The following is a 16,162-nucleotide window of genomic DNA, read 5'->3' on the forward strand; positions in this document are numbered from 1 at the left end:
GGGTGTGGAGACGAACCAGGGGGAACTTCAGGCCCGCCGGAGAGCGCTGCGCGCCCGCATCAGGGACGGGGACGCCGACGCCTTCGGCGAGGTCTTCGACGCGTACGCCCGCTCCGTCTACAACCACGCCTACCGCCTGACGGGGGACTGGTCGACGGCGGAGGACATGGTGTCGCTCACCTTCCTGGAGGCCTGGCGGCTGAGGGGCAAGGTCGACGAGGACGGCGGATCCCTGCGGCCCTGGCTGCTCGGCGTCGCCACGAACGTGACCCGCAACGCGCGGCGCGCCGCCCGGCGGCACGCGGCGGCGGTCGCACGGCTGCCGCGCGACCAGACCGTGGCCGACTTCGCCGACGAGGTAGCCGAGCGCATCGACGACAAGGAGCAGCTCGCTCTCGTACGGGCCGCCCTGGCGACGCTGCGCCGTGCCGAGCGCGAGGTCCTCGCGCTGTGCGTGTGGTCGGGGCTCAGTTATGCGGCGGCGGCAGAGGCACTGGGAGTGCCGGTCGGGACCGTACGCTCCCGGCTGTCGCGAGCCCGTACAAAACTCGCGAAACATAGGGAACCGCCTTCCGGGCGCGGACAGATGAGAGGTGACCGCACCACCGCGGTCAGGCCCATCAGGGAGGGAAACCGATGAGTGAATTTCCCGAGCGCGACCTTCCGCCGGGCCGTCATCACCTGCTCAGGGAGCACCTGTTGACCGAGATCCGGCAGAGCGAGAAGCAGCCCCAGAAGTCCCCCGCGTCCGAGAGGACCCAGAAGCGCTGGTTCCGTCCCGCGCTCATCGCGGGAGCGGTGGCGGCGGCCGTCGCGGCGGGCGTCATCGTGGCCTCGCCGTTCGGCGGCCAGTCCGCCCAGGCGGCGCCTTCGGCGGAGACCGTGCGCACGCTGAAGGAGATCGCGGCGGCGGCCGAGCGGCAGCCTGCGCAGAAGAACATCAGGGACGACCAGTTCGTGTACATCAAGAGCAGGCTCGGCTACAGCTCGCAGACCGAGGGGGAGCCGCCCAAGGTCGACCCCGTCCACCCGAGGGAGTTCTGGCTCTCGGTGGACGGCACACACGCGGATGTGCTCAACGAGCCTGCCTCCGACTTCGACATGGAGCGACTCGACCCGGAGGTCAAGCCGGGCGAGCCCCTTCCGGACTCGGCGGCCAACTACCGCAACCTGGCGAAGCTGCCGACCGACCCGGTCAACATGCTGGACTGGCTCCACAAGGTGAGTGACGGCGGCAAGAGCGAGGACCAGAACACCTTCGTGCTGGTCGGCGATCTCTCCTACGAGTCGCTGATGCCACCGAAGCAGGCCGCCGCTCTCTACCTCGCCGCGTCGAAGATCCCGGGCGTCGAGCTGATCGACGACGTGGCCGACGCGGAGGGGCGCCGTGGCGTCGCGATCGCCCGTGAGGACGACGGAGTCAGGGAAGAGCTGATCTTCGACAAGGAGACCAAGCAGTTCCTCGGGGAGCGGGAGGTCGCGACCAAGGACGCGTACGGCTTCAAGAAGGGCGACGTCACCGGCCGCAGCGCCATTCTGGAGCGGGTCGTCGTCGACAAGGCGGGGCAGCGGCCGTGAGCGGTCAGCCCGCGACCCGCAGCAGCAGCTTCCCCGTGCTCGTGCGCGCGCCCATCAAGCGGTGGGCCTCGGAAGCGTCCGCCAGCGCGAACTCCGCCGTGACCGGCAGCTCCACCGTCCCGTCGGCCACCTTCGCGAAGGCCCGTGCGGCGACCTCGCGCAGGGCCTGCGGCGCCGACTTGGCGAGGGAGAGGATGGAGAAACCGAAGACGCCGAGCGCCGTCCCGTACAGCTCGGGCTGACCCACCTGCCACGGCTCCGCCGAGCTCGCGTTGCCGAAGGAGACGAGCCGGCCGAACACGGCGAGCGCGGCGAGGCCGTCGCGGAAGGCGTCGCCGCCGACCGGGTCGAGGGCGAGGTCCACCCCGCGTCCTCCGGTGGCGGCGCGGACCTCGGCAGCGAAGCCGTCCCCGACGAACACCTCGTCGTACCCGTGCTCCCGCGCGTACTTCGCCTTCGCCTCGCTCGACACGACGCCGTAGACCGTGCCCGCGCCGCCCGCCTTCGCCAACTGGCCCACCACCGTGCCGATCCCGCCCGCCGCGCCCTGCACGAGGACGCTCTCGCCCGCGCGCAGCCTGCCCACTTCGTGGAGCAGCGCGTGCGCGGTGGGCAGGACCGTGGGCAGGGTGGCGGCCGTGCGCAGGTCCACGCCGCTGGGCAGGGCGAACACCGTCGTGGCGTCGGCGACCGCGACCTCCGCGTACGCGCCGCCCTCGGTGAGCGCGGCGACCTCCTGACCGACCTCGAACCCCTCGACGCCCGCGCCGGTCGCCCGCACGTGGCCGGAGACTTCGAGGCCGGGAACGTAGGGGAGCGAGGGCACGCGGTAGCCCTCGCTGCGGGCCTTGAGGTCGGCGAAGTTCACGCCGGTGTAGGCGACGTCGACGGTGATCTGGCCGGGGCCCGGCTCGGGGGTGCTCGTCTCCACGGCCTTGAGGACCTCGGGACCGCCGTACTCCTGGAACTGGATCGCGCGCATGGTGGACATGACCGGCACCCTTCGAGTGTTCCTGGTGATCTGAGTGTTCAACGGGAAGCGAACACTCGGAGTGTATGGTTTTCATCGAACACTCTGCAAGGGGTCGAAGAGGGGAAGGGAGGGGTCGGCCGTGGTGAACACTCACCACCGCGCGGCGCCGGTGCACGTCCACCCGGACGAGGTGCCCGTACTGACCGCGCTCACCGCGCTCGCCGATCCCGTACGCATGGAACTGGTAAGGGAGTTGGCGTCGTCCCCCGACTGGACCCGCTCCTGCGGCAGCTTCGACGTGCCCGTCGGCAAGGCGGCCCTGAGCCATCACTTCGGGGTGCTGAGGGGGGCGGGCCTCGTCGAGCAGCGGGACGAGGGGCCACGCCGCGTCAACAGGCTCCGCCGGGAGGAGTTCGAGGCACGCTTCCCCGGGCTGCTCGCCCTGGCCCTGCGGCCCGACTAGTACCCCGTCACACTCCCCGGCGGCGGGTCATCGTCCCGGCCGATGACCCCATCGGCAGGACGCCCCACTGGCTCGTGGACCAGGGCATACGTCCGCTCGTAGCTTCTTGGGCATGACCTCCATGAGCTCCATGACCGCAGAGAACAAGGGCACGGCCCAGCTCACCGCCGCGATGATGCTCTCCGGCACCCTCGGCATCTTCGTCGTCGAATCCGGTGCGTCGGCGTTCAACGTCGTGTTCTTCCGGGTGCTCTTCGGCGCGCTCGCCCTGGGCGCCTACGCCTTCGCCCGCGGCTACTTCCGCGACCACGGCATCACCCCGAAGAAGCTCGGACTCGCCGCGCTCGGCGGCGCGTTCATCGTCTTCAACTGGGTGTTCCTCTTCAAGGCGTACGAAGCCACCTCGATCTCCCTGGCCACCGTCGTCTACCACACGCAGCCGTTCCTGCTCGTGCTGCTCAGCGCGGTCATCTTCCGTGAGCGTCTGACCCGGCATCAACTCATCTGGCTGGCAACCGCGTTCGCCGGTCTCGTCCTCGTCTCCGGGGTGCGCCCCGGAGACCTCGGCTCGCTGACCGGCATCGGCTTCGCGCTCATCGCCGCGCTGCTCTACGGCCTCTCCACGCTCGTCACCAAGCGCATCACCGGCGTACGCCCGCACCTCATCGCCCTAATCCAAGTCCTCGTCGGCATCCCGCTGTTGCTGCCCTTCGCCGACTTCGGCGCGATGAGCGGAACGGGCGCCGGATGGGGCTGGCTCGTCGGACTCGGCATCATCCACACCGGCCTGATGTACGTCCTGATGTACGCGGCGTACGCGAAGCTGCCCACCGCCAAGATCGCCGTACTCGCCTTCACGTACCCGGCGGTCGCGATGGTCGCCGACTGGGCCGTCTACGGGCACCACATCGGGCTCGTCCAGGCGCTCGGCGTCCCGCTGATCGTCCTCGCGAGCCTCAAGGTCAACCGGGCCAAGTCGCCCAAGGTGGTCACGAGTTCGGTGACTCCGCTGCCTGCTCCCGCACCAGCCGTACCGACTGCTCGATGAAGAGCCGCACATGAGCGGGCAGCCGCTTCCCCGAACGCCACGCCAGCTGCGTGTGCAGCACGAACGGCGGCTCCCACGGCAGCGCGACGAGCACCCCCGAAGCCAGCTCGTCCCGCACCGCCATCCGCGGAAGCAGCGCCACCCCGAGGCCACCGGCGACACCCCGCTTGGTGGCCTCGATCGTGCCGAACTCCATGAAGGGCGGCGGGCCGCCGTTGCGCACCCGCAGCTCGTCCTCGAACAGATCCCGGTAGGGGCAGCCCGGCTCGGTGCCGACCAGCTGCACCGCCGCCAGATCGCCCGTTTCGAGCGAATCCGCCCCGTGCCCGGCCAGCGGATGCGTCGGCGCGCAGACCAGGACCAGCGGCTCCTCGGCGAGCACCTCGGTCTCCAGGCCCGCGTGCTCGGTCTCGCGCTCCATCAGGAACCCGACGTCGTACGTCCCCTGCCGCAGCGCGTGCCGGGTCTCGTCGCCCAGCGTGGGGCGCAGGGAGAGCTGCACCCTGGGGTAGCGGTGGTGGAAGAGTTCGAGCAGCGGGGGCAGGCGGTAGGAGGTCAGCGACTCCATCGTGCCGACCGCGATCGCGCCGGTCGGCTCCTCGGCGTCGACGACGGCGGACCGTGCCTCGTCCGTCAGCTCGATGATCTGCCGGGCGTAGGGGAGCAGGCGTTCACCGGCCTCCGTCAGGCGGATGCGGCTGCCGAGCCGGTCGAAGAGTTCCGTGCCGAGCGAGGATTCCAGGGAGCGGATCTGGCTGGTGACGCTCGACTGGGCGTACTTCAGCTCGGCGGCGGCCTGCGTGAAGCTGAGTACGGACGCGACCTTCTCGAACGTGACGAGCAGTCGTAGCTCCATCAGCCCTCGCTTCCGCCGTCCCGCTTCTTCTCGTCCGGGTCCTCGTCCCTGAGCGACTTCAGGAACTCGGGGTTGTCGTCCGGTGCCACCCACTGTCCGCCGCGCCCGGCGCGCGGGCCACTCCCACCGGCAGGTGTCTTGCGCACCTTGCCCGTGACGAACCAGGCGATCGGCCCGAGCAGGACCTCGCCGAAGAGCAGCACGATGAAGACCCAGGCGATCTTCGGCAGGTGCCTGATCTCCTTCTCCGGAGTGTTCAGGACGTCGATGAAGGCGTAGATCCAGACCGCCAGGACCAGAAGGAACGGCAGATACCTGAGCATGGTGGCGCGATCCCCCAAGCGGTGGCGGCGGGGAGCGAGCGTGCCCCCGGTGACGGGGCCAGGGTAGCCGGTGACCGATACTTGACCGCATGGCTTACGACGATCTTCGCTCCCTGCTCCGTGCACTGGAGCGCGAGGGCGATCTCAAGCGCATCAAGGCCGAGGTCGATCCGTACCTGGAGGTCGGCGAGATCACCGACCGGGTCCAGAAGTCCGGTGGCCCCGCGCTTCTCTTCGAGAACGTCAAGGGCTCGGCGATGCCCCTCGCGATGAACGTGTACGGGACGGACCGCCGCCTCCTGAAGGCGCTCGGCCTGAAGTCGTACAGCCAGATCAGCGAGAAGATCGGCGGCCTCCTCAAGCCGGAGCTGCCGCACGGCTTCGTCGGTGTGCGCGAGGCCTTCGGGAAGCTCGGCGCGATGACGCACGTACCGCCGAAGAAGGTGAAGTCCGACAACGCGCCCGTCCAGGAGGTCGTCCTCACCGGCGACGACGTCGACCTGGAGAAGCTGCCCGCGCTCTTCACCTGGCCCGAGGACGGCGGCTCGTTCTTCAACCTGGGCCTGACCCATACCAAGGACCCGGACACCGGCGTCCGCAACCTCGGCCTGTACCGCCTCCAGCGCCACGACAAGCGCACCATCGGCATGCACTGGCAGATCCACAAGGACAGCCGCAACCACTACCAGGTGGCCGCCCGCAGGGGCGAGAAGCTCCCCGTCGCGATCGCCTTCGGCTGTCCGCCCGCCGTGACGTACGCCTCCACGGCGCCGCTGCCGGGCGACATGGACGAGTACATGCTGGCCGGGTTCATCCAGGGCAAGCGCGTGGAGATGGTCGACTGCAAGACGGTCCCCCTCCAGGTCCCCGCGCACGCCGAGGTCGTCATCGAGGGCTGGCTCGAGCCGGGCGAGATGCTGCCGGAGGGCCCCTTCGGCGACCACACCGGCTTCTACACGCCGCAGGAGGACTTCCCCGCCCTGAAGATCGACTGCGTGACGATGCGGAAGCGCCCGCTGCTCCAGTCGATCGTGGTGGGCCGCCCGCCGACGGAGGACGGCCCGCTCGGCCGCGCCACGGAGAGGTTCTTCCTGCCCCTCCTCAAGGTGATCGTCCCGGACATCGTGGACTACCACCTGCCGGAGTCCGGCGGCTTCCACAACTGCGCGATCGTCTCGATCGACAAGAAGTACCCGAAGCACGCGCAGAAGGTCATGCACGCCATCTGGGGCGCCCACATGATGTCGCTGACCAAATTGATCGTGGTCGTGGACAAGGATTGCGATGTCCATGACCTGCACGAAGTGTCCTGGCGTGCGCTCGGCAACACCGACTACGCGCGCGACCTGACGGTGGCCGAAGGTCCCGTCGACCATCTCGACCATGCCTCCTACCAGCAGTTCTGGGGCGGCAAGGCGGGCATCGACGCGACGAAGAAGCTGCCCGAAGAGGGATACACGCGGGACGGAGGCTGGCCGAACATGGTCGAGTCCGACCCGGAGACGGCGTCGAAGGTCGACCGCCGTTGGAAGGAGTACGGGCTCTAAAGATGAGTGCTGATTCAGCAACGCCGGAACTCTTCGGACCCGAGCCCGCCCCGCCCGGCAAGGTCAAGGCGTTCCTGCGCCTCGTCATGATCGAGCACTCGGTCTTCGCGCTGCCCTTCGCCTACATCGCAGCGCTGACCGCGATGTTCCAGCTGGACGAGAACATCCACTGGGGCCGGCTGCTCCTGGTCACCATCTGCATGGTGGGCCTGCGGACGTTCGCCATGGCCGCGAACCGGATCATCGACCGCGAGATCGACGCCCGTAACCCGAGGACCGCCCACCGCGAGCTCGTCACGGGCGCCGTCTCGGTGAAGTCCGCCTGGACCGGGGCGCTGATCGCGCTCGTCGTGTTCCTGGGCGCCGCCGCCCTGCTCAACCCGCTCTGCCTGGCGCTCGCGCCCATCGCGGTGATCCCGATGGTGGTCTATCCCTACGGCAAGCGGTTCACGAACTTCCCGCAGGCGATCCTCGGCATCGCCCAGGCCATCGGGCCGATCGGCGCCTGGATCGCGATCACCGGCGAGTGGTCCTGGCAGGCGGTCATCCTCGGCCTCGCTGTCGGCATCTGGATCGGCGGCTTCGACCTGATCTACGCCTGCCAGGACGTGGAGACGGACCGCGAGGTCGGCGTGAAGTCGGTGCCCGCGCGGTTCGGCATCCCGGCCGCCATCCGGGGTGCGCGCGGCTGCCACCTGGTGACCACGGCGCTCTTCGTCTGGTACGCCGCGGACACCGGCGCGGGCCCGTTCCTCTGGATCGGCATCGCGATCGTCGCGGGCGCGTTCCTCTACGAGCACTCCCTCGTGAAGCCGCACGACCTCTCGCGCCTCAACCGCGCCTTCTTCCAGGTCAACGGCTTCATCGGCATCGCGCTCTTCGTCTGCGCCCTGCTCGATCTGCTGGTGCGCGGTCTGACCGTCTAGGCTCACAGCGTGAAGCCAGGAGATACACAGCGTCAGCCTTGGATCGTGGGGGTGTCAGGGGCCTCAGGGACCCCGTACGCCGCTGCCGTGCTGCGGGCGTTGCTCGCTGCGGGGGAGAGCGTCGACCTGGTGGTCTCGCGGGCCTCGCGCCTGACGATCCTGGACGAGACGGGCATCGCCTTCCGGGACGCGCACTGGCAGGAGGATCTGCGGGAGTGGCTGGAGCGCGGTGCCGACGGGAAGCCGGGGACGTTCGACGCCCCGGTGGACGACGTGCGGTACTGGGCGGCCGGAGACCTGGCCGCAGGGCCTTCGTCGGGGTCGTACGCGACCAAGGGGATGCTGATCGTGCCCGCGTCCACGGCGTGCGTGGCCGGGGTCGCGCTCGGGCTCTCGAAGGATCTGCTGCAGCGGTCGGCGAGCGTGACGCTCAAGGAAGGCCGGCAGCTGGTCGTCTGCGTACGCGAGACACCGCTCAACGGGCAGACGCTGAAGCACTTGGTGACGCTGGACGAGGCGGGCGCGGTCGTGCTGCCCGCCTCTCCGGCGTTCTACGCGGGGGCGACGCACATCCAGGATCTGGTGGACTTCGTCGCCGGGCGGACGCTGGATGCGGCAGGGGTGCCGCATCAGCTGTACCGCCGCTGGAAGGGCGAGCTCGGTTCGGGCTCCGCCCCTCCGGGGGACTAGCGCTTCTTGGCGGCGCGCGACGTGCGGCGCTCGCCCTTGGGCGCGGCGGGCTTGTGGGCACGCGAGCGGTTGGCCAGGTCCTGCAGCTCGCGCATCCGGGCGTAGGCCATCTCGATCGAGTACACGGTGTGTCTCACTCCTGCGGTGTCGTGGAAAAGCCAGTGAAGGCCAGTTTGAAGAATCAACGCCGATCGGCGGAGATTCTGAAAGATTCACAGGGGTTGAACCCTGTTGCACCTTAGATTCTACACATAGACTCGCGGTATCGCTGAATAATGAAAGGCATCGCACCTATGGACGCCGTGGACAGGCAGCTCATCCAGGCCCTGCGCGAGAACGGCAGGGCCTCGTACGCCGAACTCGGCCGGCTCGTCGGCCTCTCGGGACCGAGCGTCACGGACCGGATCAACCGCCTCGAAGCGGCGGGCGTCATCACCGGCTACCGCGCGACGGTGGACTCCGCGTCGCTCGGTCTTGGCGTCATCGCCCTCATCGGCATCTCCCTCTCGGACGCCGCCGACCACGAGGACGTGGCACGGCGCCTGAAGGACCTGCACGAGATCGAGGACTGCTGGTTCATCGCGGGCGACGACTCGTACATGCTCAAGGTGCGGGCCAGTGACGTGGACGGTCTGGAGAAGACGATCCGCAGACTGAGCGGCACGAAGGGCGTCTCCAGGACGCGTACGACGATCGTGCTCTCCACGAAGTGGGAGAACCGGGTCGGGGAGCTCCCTGAAGAGGGCTAGGTGCGTGGGCGTACCGTGGGCGAGGCCTGATTTGCGTAGACATTTGGAGAGGTGGCCGGGGTATGGCTGCGTCTATTAAAGACGTGGGACTCAAGCGCGAGCTGGAGCAGAAGGTCCGGGCTGGTGAGCGGCTGTCCCGCGAGGACGGCATCGCCCTCTACGAGTCGGACGATCTGGCCTGGCTCGGCGGTCTCGCCCACGAGGTGCGCACGCGCAAGAACGGCGACGTCGTGCACTTCAACGTCAACCGTCACCTCAACATGACGAACGTGTGCACCGCCTCGTGCGCGTACTGCTCGTTCCAGCGCAAGCCGGGCGAGAAGGACGCGTACACGATGCGCATCGAGGAGGCCGTCCGCCTCGCCAAGGCGATGGAGGGCGAGAACCTCACCGAGCTGCACATCGTCAACGGCCTGCACCCGAACCTGCCGTGGCGGTACTACCCGCGCTCCCTGAGCGAGCTGAAGAAGGCGCTCCCGAGCGTCTCCCTGAAGGCGTTCACGGCCACGGAGATCCACCACTTCGAGACCATCTCGGGGATGTCGGCGTCCGACATCCTGGACGAGCTGATCGAGGCGGGCCTGGAGTCGCTGACCGGCGGCGGCGCGGAGATCTTCGACTGGGAAGTGCGCCAGCACATCGTCGACCACCGCACCCACTGGGAGGACTGGTCGCGCATCCACCGGCTCGCGCACGAGAAGGGTCTCAAGACCCCGAGCACGATGCTGTACGGCCACATCGAGGAGCCCCGTCACCGGGTCGACCACGTGCTTCGCCTGCGTGAACTCCAGGACGAGACCGGCGGTTTCCAGGTCTTCATCCCGCTGCGCTACCAGCACGACTTCGTGGACATGAAGGACGGCAAGGTCAGGAACCGCCTCCAGGCGCGGACGACCATGGCGTCGGGCGCCGAGGCCCTGAAGACCTTCGCGGTCTCGCGCCTCCTCTTCGACAACGTCCCGCACGTCAAGGTCTTCTGGGTCATGCACGGCCTGCAGACGACGCAGCTCGCCCTTCAGCACGGCGCGGACGACATGGACGGCTCGGTCGTCGAGTACAAGATCACGCATGACGCGGACAACTTCGGTACGCCGAACAAGCTGACGCGTGAGGACCTGCTCGACCTCATCCGCGAGGCGGGCTTCCGTCCCGTCGAGCGGAACACGCGCTACGAGTCGATCCGTGAGTACGAGGGTCCTGATCTGGCGCTGCGTGAGACGCCGCAGGCGATGCGGGTCTGACGGTCCTGCCGCGTACGGACGATGTGACGAGCCCCGGCTGCTTCGGCCGGGGCTCGTCGTGTTGTCCGGCATGCGAAACACGGTTGAGGCGTCAAGTAGGTAATGGTTAATCTCGCCCCATGACGCTTACCTTCCGGCTGGACCCGGAGATCGACCCCGCCCTCCGCGACGGCGTCCTCGCCCTCTGGGCCGACGTGTCCAACGCCGGCGGAGCCGTCGGTTTCGTACCGCCCGTGACGGTCGAGGACATACGCCCCGAGTGGCTGAAGCGCCTGGCCCAGCTGAGTGAAGGACACACCAGGCTGCTCGTCGGGTACGACGAGGACGGTGCCGTCGCCGCGACCGCCTTCCTCGCGTACAACACGCACCGCCTGATGAAGCACTGGATCTGGCTGTACGTGGTGATGGTGCACCCCCGGCACCAGGGCAAGGGGTACGGGCGCGACCTGATGGCCGCCGCCGCGGACGCAGCCCGCGGGATCGACGGGATCGAGGCGATCCGGCTGACCTGCCGGGGCGGCACGGGAGTCGACAGGTTCTACGAGTCCTGCGGATACAAGGAGGTCGGACGGGTGCCCGGCGCGATCCGCGTCGCCCCCGGTGACGACCGCGACGACATCACGATGCTGCTCCCGCTGGGCTGAGGCTCACCCCCTTGCCGGACGCGACCCCTCCCATGCTTCACTGGAGGGGCTCGTCCTACTCGGGCCCATTTCGGAACGGAAGAGTGGATTGACATGCTCCGCTACACGCTGATGCGCCTCGGACTCTTCGTGGGCTGCTTTTTCGCGGTCTGGGGACTTGTCTACGCCGGGATCCTGCCGAAGGGCCTCGGAGACTCCAACCTCCTCTGGGTGCTGCTGCTCTCCCTCGTCATCTCCGCCCCCCTCAGCTTCGTGCTGCTGCGCAAGGAGCGGGACAGGGCGTCGGTCCAGGTCGTCGAGCGCGTGGAGCGGACCAAGGCCAACCTGGAGGCGAACCGCACCATGGAGGACGTCGCCGACGACACCGCTCGCGCGAAGTCGTAAGGCGTGAGCCGTAGGCCGTAGGTTTCGTCGCCTTCGTCACAAAGACCTCAACCCCGGTACTGGAGCAGCCGCTCCGGACCGGGGTTTCTTGCGTCCCAGAGGCACCCCCGCCTCCGATCGGCCTCGTCTACCTCAAACAACACCTTTGATGTTCTCAAAGTTCAAGTGTTAACGTGTTCGACATGAAGACAGCAGCCGCGCCCCGCATCCTCATGAGCGTTCCGCTCGTGGCGCGCCTGCATGTCGATCTCTGCCGCTGCGTGTCCGCGGCCTGTCGTCGCCGTCTCTGAGTTCTCGCTGAGTCTCTCTGAACAGCGCAATCGACAAGCACCAAGTGACATCTGCACTGCAGCGGCGCCGTCTCGGCCGTCCCGTCTGACCCCCTCGCGGTCGCCGCTCCCTCACGTCCCCCGCCATTACCCGGAGTGTGTCCGTGTCCGCGAACCCCCCTGTATCCCCGGTCTCCGAGACCGACGAGCCGCAGTCCGGCTCCCGGATACCCAGATTCCTCAAGCTGCCGTTCTGGGCGCAGATCCTCGGCGGTCTGGTCCTCGGTGTCCTGCTCGGCTGGCTGGCCCGCAGCCAGGACGTGTCCTGGCTCGTCACCACCCTGGACAAGGTGGGAAGCACCTTCATCGGGCTGCTGAAGCTGGCGGTCGCCCCGCTCGTCTTCTTCGCCATCCTGGTGTCGATCACCAACCTGCGTAAGGTCAACAACGCCGCGCGCCTCGCCACGCAGACGCTGATCTGGTTCATGATCACGTCACTGATCGCCGTCGTCATCGGCCTCGCGATCGGGCTCATCACCAACCCGGGCGCCGGCACAGGACTCACCCCGAAGGACGGCGCCAAGCCGGACCACGCGGGCTCGTGGCTCGACTTCCTCACCGGGATCATCCCGACGGACATCATCACGCCGTTCACCGAGCTCAACGTCCTGCAGATCGTCTTCATGGCCGCCGTCGCCGGTGTCGCCGTACTGAAGATCGGTGAGAAGGCGCAGCCGATCCTGGAGCTCAGCGAGTCGGTTCTCGCGCTGCTCCAGAAGGCCCTGTGGTGGGTCATCAAGCTCTCGCCGATCGGCACCATCGGCCTCATCGGCTTCGCCATCGCCGACTACGGCTGGGACCTGATCAGCAAGTACGCGACGTTCACCGTCGACATCTACGTCGGCTGCGCCATCGTGATGTTCGGCGTCTACCCGCTGCTGCTCTCCACGGTCGCCAAGGTCAACCCGCTCCAGTTCTTCAAGGGCGCCTGGCCCGCGATCCAGCTGGCCTTCGTCTCGCGCTCCTCGGTCGGCACGATGCCGGTCACCCAGAAGGTCACCGAGCGCCTCGGCGTGCCGAAGGAGTACACGTCCTTCGCGGTGCCGTTCGGCGCCACCACGAAGATGGACGGCTGCGCCGCGATCTACCCGGCGATCGCCGCGATCTTCGTCGCGCAGATCTTCGACGTGCAGATGGGCATCAAGGAGTACGTCCTGATCGCCTTCGTGTCGGTGGTGGGCTCGGCCGCGACGGCCGGTCTGACCGGCGCCACAGTCATGCTGACGCTGACCCTGTCGACCCTTGGCCTCCCGATGGAGGGCGTGGGCCTGCTGCTCGCCATCGACCCGGTCCTGGACATGATGCGCACCGCCACGAACGTGGCAGGGCAGGCCGCCATCCCGGTGATCGTCGCCGCCCGCGAGAAGATCCTTGACCGCGAGGCCTACGAGAGTGCGTCGGCGTCGCCGCTCGACGACTTCGACGGCACCACCGACGAGCCGCAGACGGTGCCTGTCGCCGCCTGACGTCCCCCGGCTCGTGGCGAGCGTGCCCCGTACCTGGATTCGTTCATTCGATCCGGGTGCGGGGCACGTTCGTTGCCGGCCTGGCGGCGCGGACGATGGCGGAGTGCATGCCGTCGGCGACGGGGTGGGTCGGGGTGAGTTCGATGTCCGTGAAGCCGGCCGCCGACAGGCCCTCGCGGTACTCGGTGAAGGAGAGCGCGCCCGCGATGCAGCCGACGTAGTCGCCGCGTTCGGCGCGCTGGTCGGGGGTGAGGGTGTCGTCGGCGACGACGTCGGAGATGCCGATCCGGCCGCCGGGGGCCAGGACGCGGAACATTTCGGCGAACACCGCGGGCTTGTCGGTGGACAGGTTGATCACGCAGTTGGAGATGACCACGTCGATGGTGTGCGCGGGCAGCGGGATGCTCTCGATCGTGCCCTTGAGGAACTCGACGTTGGTGGCGCCCGCCTTCTCCTGGTTGGCGAGTGCGAGGGCGAGCATCTCCTCGGTCATGTCCAGGCCGTAGGCCTTGCCGGTGGGCCCGACGCGGCGCGCGGACAGCAGTACGTCGATGCCCCCGCCTGAGCCGAGATCCAGGACGCGCTCGCCTTCGTGGAGGTCGGCGACGGCGGTGGGGTTGCCGCAGCCCAGCGAGGCGGCGACGGCCTCGGCGGGGAGTTGGCCGCGCTCGGCGGCGGGGTAGAGGGTGCCGCCGAAGTTCTCGTCGACCTCGATCGCGGCCGGTCCGCAGCAGGCGGTGCCGCCTTCGGTGACTTGGGTTGCGGCGGCCGCGTAGCGCTCGCGGACGGTTTCGCGCAGGTCGCTGTTCTGCTCGCTCATGACGATGCTCCTCGGGTTGCATTGACATCTATCGATGCAACCTTGCGCCGTGGATCGATGCCTGTCAATATAGAAGTATGTCGAAACAAGAGCTGGTGGTGCTCGGTCAGGACGGTGACGGCGCTGCGGAGAAGTGCTGTCCGACCTTGCTGACCGCCCCCATGGCCGAGGACCAGGCCGTCGAGTTGGCGAAGGTGTTCAAGGCCCTCGGGGACCCGGTGCGGCTGCGGCTGCTGTCGATGATCGCCTCGCGGGAGGGCAAGGAGGGCGGGGAGATCTGCGTGTGTGATCTGACCCCGGCCTTCGACCTGTCCCAGCCGACGATCTCCCACCACCTCAAGCTGCTGAAGCAGGCCGGTCTGATCGATTCCGAGCGGCGGGGGACGTGGGTGTACTACCGGCTGCTGCCCGAGACGACGGACAGGCTCGCGGCGGTACTCACTCGCCGGGGAGCGGTGGGGGCGGAGCCGTCCGCCGAGGCTGCCGGGGCCGTCTCGTGAGCGATGCGCCGACTGCTGCTGCTGCCGACGCTGCGGGCCCGGTCGCGGCGCGGCTGTCGTTCCTCGACCGGTTCCTCGCTGTGTGGATCCTGATCGCGATGGCCGTCGGTCTGGGCCTGGGGCGTCTCGTGCCGGGCCTCGGGGACGCGCTGGCCGAGGTGACGGTCACCGGGGTCTCGCTGCCGATCGCGCTCGGTCTGCTGGTGATGATGTATCCGGTCCTCGCCAAGGTCCGCTACGACCGGCTCGACTCCGTCACCCGGGATCGCCGCCTGCTGATCCCCTCCCTGGTCCTGAACTGGGTCCTCGGCCCGGTGCTGATGTTCGCGCTCGCCTGGGTCTTCCTGCCCGACCTGCCGGAGTACCGCACCGGCCTGATCATCGTCGGGCTCGCCCGGTGCATCGCGATGGTCATCATCTGGAACGACCTGGCCTGCGGCGACCGCGAGGCGGCGGCCGTTCTGGTCGCCCTCAACTCCGTGTTCCAGGTCATCGCGTTCAGCCTGCTCGGCTGGTTCTATCTCTCCGTCCTGCCGGGCTGGCTCGGCCTGGAGACGACCGGCCTCGACGTGTCGGTGTGGGAGATCGCCCGCAGCGTGCTGATCTTCCTGGGCATCCCGCTGGCGGCCGGCTTCCTGACCCGCAAGCTGGGGGAGAAGGCCAAGGGGCGCGCCTGGTACGAGGCCGAACTGCTCCCCAGGATCGGCCCGTTCGCGCTCTACGGGCTGCTGTTCACGATCGTCGTGCTGTTCGCCCTCCAGGGGGACGCGATCACTTCGCGGCCGGTGGACGTGGTGCGGATCGCGCTGCCGCTCCTCGTGTACTTCGCTGTGATGTGGGCCGGATCCATGGCCCTGGGCAAGGCCGTCGGCCTCGACTACCCGCGGGCCACCACGCTGGCGTTCACCGCGGCGGGCAACAACTTCGAACTCGCCATCGCCGTGGCCATCGCCACCTTCGGTGCGACGTCGGGGCAGGCGCTTGCAGGGGTCGTCGGTCCACTGATCGAGGTGCCGGTGCTGATCGGCCTGGTCTACGTCGCGCTCGCGGCCCGCCGCTACTTCCCCGGGCCCGGCCGAACGGCAACTGGATCGGCTGCTCACGAGGAAGGCCCCGCCCATGTCTGAGGCAGCTGCCGCCAAGCCCTCCGTGCTGTTCGTCTGTGTGCACAACGCCGGACGCTCGCAGATGGCGGCTGCCTGGCTCGCCCATCTCGCCGGTGACCGTATCGAGGTCCGCTCGGCGGGATCCGCCCCCGCCGAAAGGATCAACCCCGCCGTCGCCGAAGCCATGAGCGAAGTCGGCATCGACATCGCGGCCGAAGTGCCCAAGATCCTCACAGCCGAAGCCGTTCAGGCATCCGACGTGGTGATCACCATGGGCTGCGGCGACAGTTGCCCTGTCTTCCCCGGCAAGCGCTACCTGGACTGGCAACTCGCTGACCCCGCAGGTCGGGGCACCGTCGCCGTACGACCCATCCGTGACGCGATCAGGGTGAGGGTCGAAGCGCTCATCGCGGACCTGTTGCCCTGACGTCGTAGGCTGGTCGTTCTGTGCGCGGGTTGTGTGGAAGGTGGGTGGCGGGGGTGGGCGATGTGAAGGCCGGTGGCGCCGTGGGGAAGCGG

20 protein-coding genes are annotated in these 16,162 nt (G+C 68.5%); 15 read left to right on the forward strand and 5 right to left on the reverse strand.

What is annotated here, in order from left to right; translation table 11 throughout:
* Positions 1-4: 4 nt before the first annotated feature.
* Entirely contained in the window at positions 5-640 is a 636-nt protein-coding gene (locus ACWFRJ_RS26590) for an RNA polymerase sigma factor (protein ID WP_453535880.1), read from the forward strand.
* Complete coding sequence (locus ACWFRJ_RS26595) at positions 637-1,578, forward strand: CU044_5270 family protein (protein ID WP_453535883.1); 942 nt, start codon at positions 637-639, stop codon at positions 1,576-1,578. Before ACWFRJ_RS26590 ends, ACWFRJ_RS26595 begins: the two co-directional genes overlap by 4 nt.
* A gap of 4 nt (positions 1,579-1,582) precedes the next feature.
* On the opposite strand, the gene ACWFRJ_RS26600 is transcribed toward ACWFRJ_RS26595, so the two are convergent.
* Entirely contained in the window at positions 1,583-2,560 is a 978-nt protein-coding gene (locus ACWFRJ_RS26600; protein ID WP_453536685.1) for a quinone oxidoreductase family protein, read from the reverse strand.
* Between the two features lie 130 nt (positions 2,561-2,690).
* Between ACWFRJ_RS26600 and ACWFRJ_RS26605 the strand changes: the two genes are divergently transcribed.
* On the forward strand, positions 2,691-3,014 hold the full coding sequence (locus tag ACWFRJ_RS26605) for an ArsR/SmtB family transcription factor (protein WP_453535886.1): 324 nt from the start codon (positions 2,691-2,693) through the stop codon (positions 3,012-3,014).
* A gap of 112 nt (positions 3,015-3,126) precedes the next feature.
* Complete coding sequence (locus ACWFRJ_RS26610) at positions 3,127-4,062, forward strand: DMT family transporter (RefSeq protein ID WP_453535889.1); 936 nt, start codon at positions 3,127-3,129, stop codon at positions 4,060-4,062.
* On the opposite strand, the gene ACWFRJ_RS26615 is transcribed toward ACWFRJ_RS26610, so the two are convergent.
* Positions 4,004-4,918 carry a LysR family transcriptional regulator gene (locus ACWFRJ_RS26615; RefSeq protein WP_453535892.1) on the reverse strand — a complete coding sequence of 305 codons (915 nt, stop codon included), beginning with the start codon at positions 4,916-4,918 and terminating at the stop codon, positions 4,004-4,006. The genes ACWFRJ_RS26610 and ACWFRJ_RS26615 overlap by 59 nt on opposite strands.
* Complete coding sequence (locus ACWFRJ_RS26620) at positions 4,918-5,241, reverse strand: PLD nuclease N-terminal domain-containing protein (protein WP_453535895.1); 324 nt, start codon at positions 5,239-5,241, stop codon at positions 4,918-4,920. Before ACWFRJ_RS26620 ends, ACWFRJ_RS26615 begins: the two co-directional genes overlap by 1 nt.
* An 89-nt stretch (positions 5,242-5,330) precedes the next feature.
* Between ACWFRJ_RS26620 and ACWFRJ_RS26625 the strand changes: the two genes are divergently transcribed.
* The 3 genes from ACWFRJ_RS26625 to ACWFRJ_RS26635 are packed head-to-tail and all read left to right on the forward strand — an operon-like array spanning position 5,331 to position 8,404.
* A complete protein-coding gene (locus tag ACWFRJ_RS26625; RefSeq protein ID WP_453535898.1) occupies positions 5,331-6,788 on the forward strand; it encodes a menaquinone biosynthesis decarboxylase in 1,458 nt (485 codons plus the stop codon).
* 2 nt (positions 6,789-6,790) lie between these two features.
* Complete coding sequence (gene mqnP / locus ACWFRJ_RS26630) at positions 6,791-7,714, forward strand: menaquinone biosynthesis prenyltransferase MqnP (protein ID WP_453535901.1); 924 nt, start codon at positions 6,791-6,793, stop codon at positions 7,712-7,714.
* Between the two features lie 9 nt (positions 7,715-7,723).
* Positions 7,724-8,404, forward strand: coding sequence for a UbiX family flavin prenyltransferase (locus tag ACWFRJ_RS26635; protein ID WP_453535904.1), 681 nt, complete (start codon positions 7,724-7,726; stop codon positions 8,402-8,404).
* Here ACWFRJ_RS26635 and ACWFRJ_RS26640 read toward each other — a convergent pair.
* Positions 8,401-8,529, reverse strand: a complete 129-nt coding sequence (locus ACWFRJ_RS26640; protein WP_453536734.1) for a hypothetical protein — start codon at positions 8,527-8,529, stop codon at positions 8,401-8,403. The two genes, ACWFRJ_RS26635 and ACWFRJ_RS26640, sit on opposite strands and share 4 nt — an antisense overlap.
* A 168-nt stretch (positions 8,530-8,697) precedes the next feature.
* Here ACWFRJ_RS26640 and ACWFRJ_RS26645 point away from each other — a divergent pair, with 168 nt between their 5' ends.
* The 5 genes from ACWFRJ_RS26645 to ACWFRJ_RS26665 all read left to right on the forward strand — a co-directional run bounded on the left by ACWFRJ_RS26645 (position 8,698) and on the right by ACWFRJ_RS26665 (position 13,217).
* Positions 8,698-9,153 (forward strand): Lrp/AsnC family transcriptional regulator, encoded by a 456-nt coding sequence (locus tag ACWFRJ_RS26645; RefSeq protein ID WP_249588502.1) that lies wholly within the window; start codon positions 8,698-8,700, stop codon positions 9,151-9,153.
* A 62-nt stretch (positions 9,154-9,215) separates the two neighbouring features.
* On the forward strand, positions 9,216-10,394 hold the full coding sequence (mqnE, locus tag ACWFRJ_RS26650; RefSeq protein WP_453535907.1) for an aminofutalosine synthase MqnE: 1,179 nt from the start codon (positions 9,216-9,218) through the stop codon (positions 10,392-10,394).
* A 119-nt stretch (positions 10,395-10,513) separates the two neighbouring features.
* Positions 10,514-11,038, forward strand: a complete 525-nt coding sequence (locus tag ACWFRJ_RS26655) for an N-acetyltransferase family protein (RefSeq protein WP_453535910.1) — start codon at positions 10,514-10,516, stop codon at positions 11,036-11,038.
* 93 nt (positions 11,039-11,131) lie between these two features.
* On the forward strand, positions 11,132-11,422 hold the full coding sequence (locus ACWFRJ_RS26660) for a DUF4229 domain-containing protein (protein WP_453535913.1): 291 nt from the start codon (positions 11,132-11,134) through the stop codon (positions 11,420-11,422).
* Positions 11,423-11,855: 433 nt separating this feature from the next.
* Positions 11,856-13,217, forward strand: coding sequence for a dicarboxylate/amino acid:cation symporter (locus ACWFRJ_RS26665; protein WP_453535916.1), 1,362 nt, complete (start codon positions 11,856-11,858; stop codon positions 13,215-13,217).
* 43 nt (positions 13,218-13,260) lie between these two features.
* On the opposite strand, the gene arsM is transcribed toward ACWFRJ_RS26665, so the two are convergent.
* Complete coding sequence (gene arsM / locus ACWFRJ_RS26670) at positions 13,261-14,037, reverse strand: arsenite methyltransferase (protein WP_453535919.1); 777 nt, start codon at positions 14,035-14,037, stop codon at positions 13,261-13,263.
* Positions 14,038-14,114: 77 nt separating this feature from the next.
* Here arsM and ACWFRJ_RS26675 point away from each other — a divergent pair, with 77 nt between their 5' ends.
* Genes ACWFRJ_RS26675 through ACWFRJ_RS26685 form a run of 3 tightly spaced genes read left to right on the forward strand, consistent with a single transcriptional unit; the run spans position 14,115 to position 16,070 of the window.
* The gene (locus ACWFRJ_RS26675; RefSeq protein WP_453535922.1) at positions 14,115-14,537 is read left to right on the forward strand and encodes an ArsR/SmtB family transcription factor; all 423 of its coding nucleotides are present in this window, start codon (positions 14,115-14,117) and stop codon (positions 14,535-14,537) included.
* Positions 14,534-15,664: an ACR3 family arsenite efflux transporter gene (arsB, locus tag ACWFRJ_RS26680; protein WP_453535926.1), complete on the forward strand. Its 1,131-nt coding sequence runs from the start codon at positions 14,534-14,536 to the stop codon at positions 15,662-15,664. Before ACWFRJ_RS26675 ends, arsB begins: the two co-directional genes overlap by 4 nt.
* Positions 15,657-16,070: an arsenate reductase ArsC gene (locus tag ACWFRJ_RS26685; RefSeq protein WP_453535929.1), complete on the forward strand. Its 414-nt coding sequence runs from the start codon at positions 15,657-15,659 to the stop codon at positions 16,068-16,070. The genes arsB and ACWFRJ_RS26685 overlap by 8 nt, the downstream gene beginning before the upstream one ends.
* The last annotated feature ends 92 nt before the right edge of the window (positions 16,071-16,162 follow it).

It is taken from the genome of Streptomyces sp. NPDC055239, assembly GCF_053606205.1.

Excerpts from the sequence above, each read along its gene's own strand:
- ACWFRJ_RS26660 (WP_453535913.1), top strand. The coding sequence starts at position 11,132 with ATGCTCCGCTACACGCTGATGCGCCTCGGACTCTTCGTGGGCTGCTTT.
- ACWFRJ_RS26610 (WP_453535889.1), top strand. The coding sequence starts at position 3,127 with ATGACCTCCATGAGCTCCATGACCGCAGAGAACAAGGGCACGGCCCAG.
- ACWFRJ_RS26615 (WP_453535892.1), bottom strand. The coding sequence starts at position 4,918 with ATGGAGCTACGACTGCTCGTCACGTTCGAGAAGGTCGCGTCCGTACTC.
- ACWFRJ_RS26595 (WP_453535883.1), top strand. The coding sequence starts at position 637 with ATGAGTGAATTTCCCGAGCGCGACCTTCCGCCGGGCCGTCATCACCTG.
- ACWFRJ_RS26675 (WP_453535922.1), top strand. The coding sequence starts at position 14,115 with ATGTCGAAACAAGAGCTGGTGGTGCTCGGTCAGGACGGTGACGGCGCT.
- arsM (WP_453535919.1), bottom strand. The coding sequence starts at position 14,037 with ATGAGCGAGCAGAACAGCGACCTGCGCGAAACCGTCCGCGAGCGCTAC.
- ACWFRJ_RS26685 (WP_453535929.1), top strand. The coding sequence starts at position 15,657 with ATGTCTGAGGCAGCTGCCGCCAAGCCCTCCGTGCTGTTCGTCTGTGTG.
- ACWFRJ_RS26620 (WP_453535895.1), bottom strand. The coding sequence starts at position 5,241 with ATGCTCAGGTATCTGCCGTTCCTTCTGGTCCTGGCGGTCTGGATCTAC.
- ACWFRJ_RS26600 (WP_453536685.1), bottom strand. The coding sequence starts at position 2,560 with ATGCGCGCGATCCAGTTCCAGGAGTACGGCGGTCCCGAGGTCCTCAAG.
- ACWFRJ_RS26625 (WP_453535898.1), top strand. The coding sequence starts at position 5,331 with ATGGCTTACGACGATCTTCGCTCCCTGCTCCGTGCACTGGAGCGCGAG.
- ACWFRJ_RS26655 (WP_453535910.1), top strand. The coding sequence starts at position 10,514 with ATGACGCTTACCTTCCGGCTGGACCCGGAGATCGACCCCGCCCTCCGC.
- mqnP (WP_453535901.1), top strand. The coding sequence starts at position 6,791 with ATGAGTGCTGATTCAGCAACGCCGGAACTCTTCGGACCCGAGCCCGCC.
- mqnE (WP_453535907.1), top strand. The coding sequence starts at position 9,216 with ATGGCTGCGTCTATTAAAGACGTGGGACTCAAGCGCGAGCTGGAGCAG.
- ACWFRJ_RS26645 (WP_249588502.1), top strand. The coding sequence starts at position 8,698 with ATGGACGCCGTGGACAGGCAGCTCATCCAGGCCCTGCGCGAGAACGGC.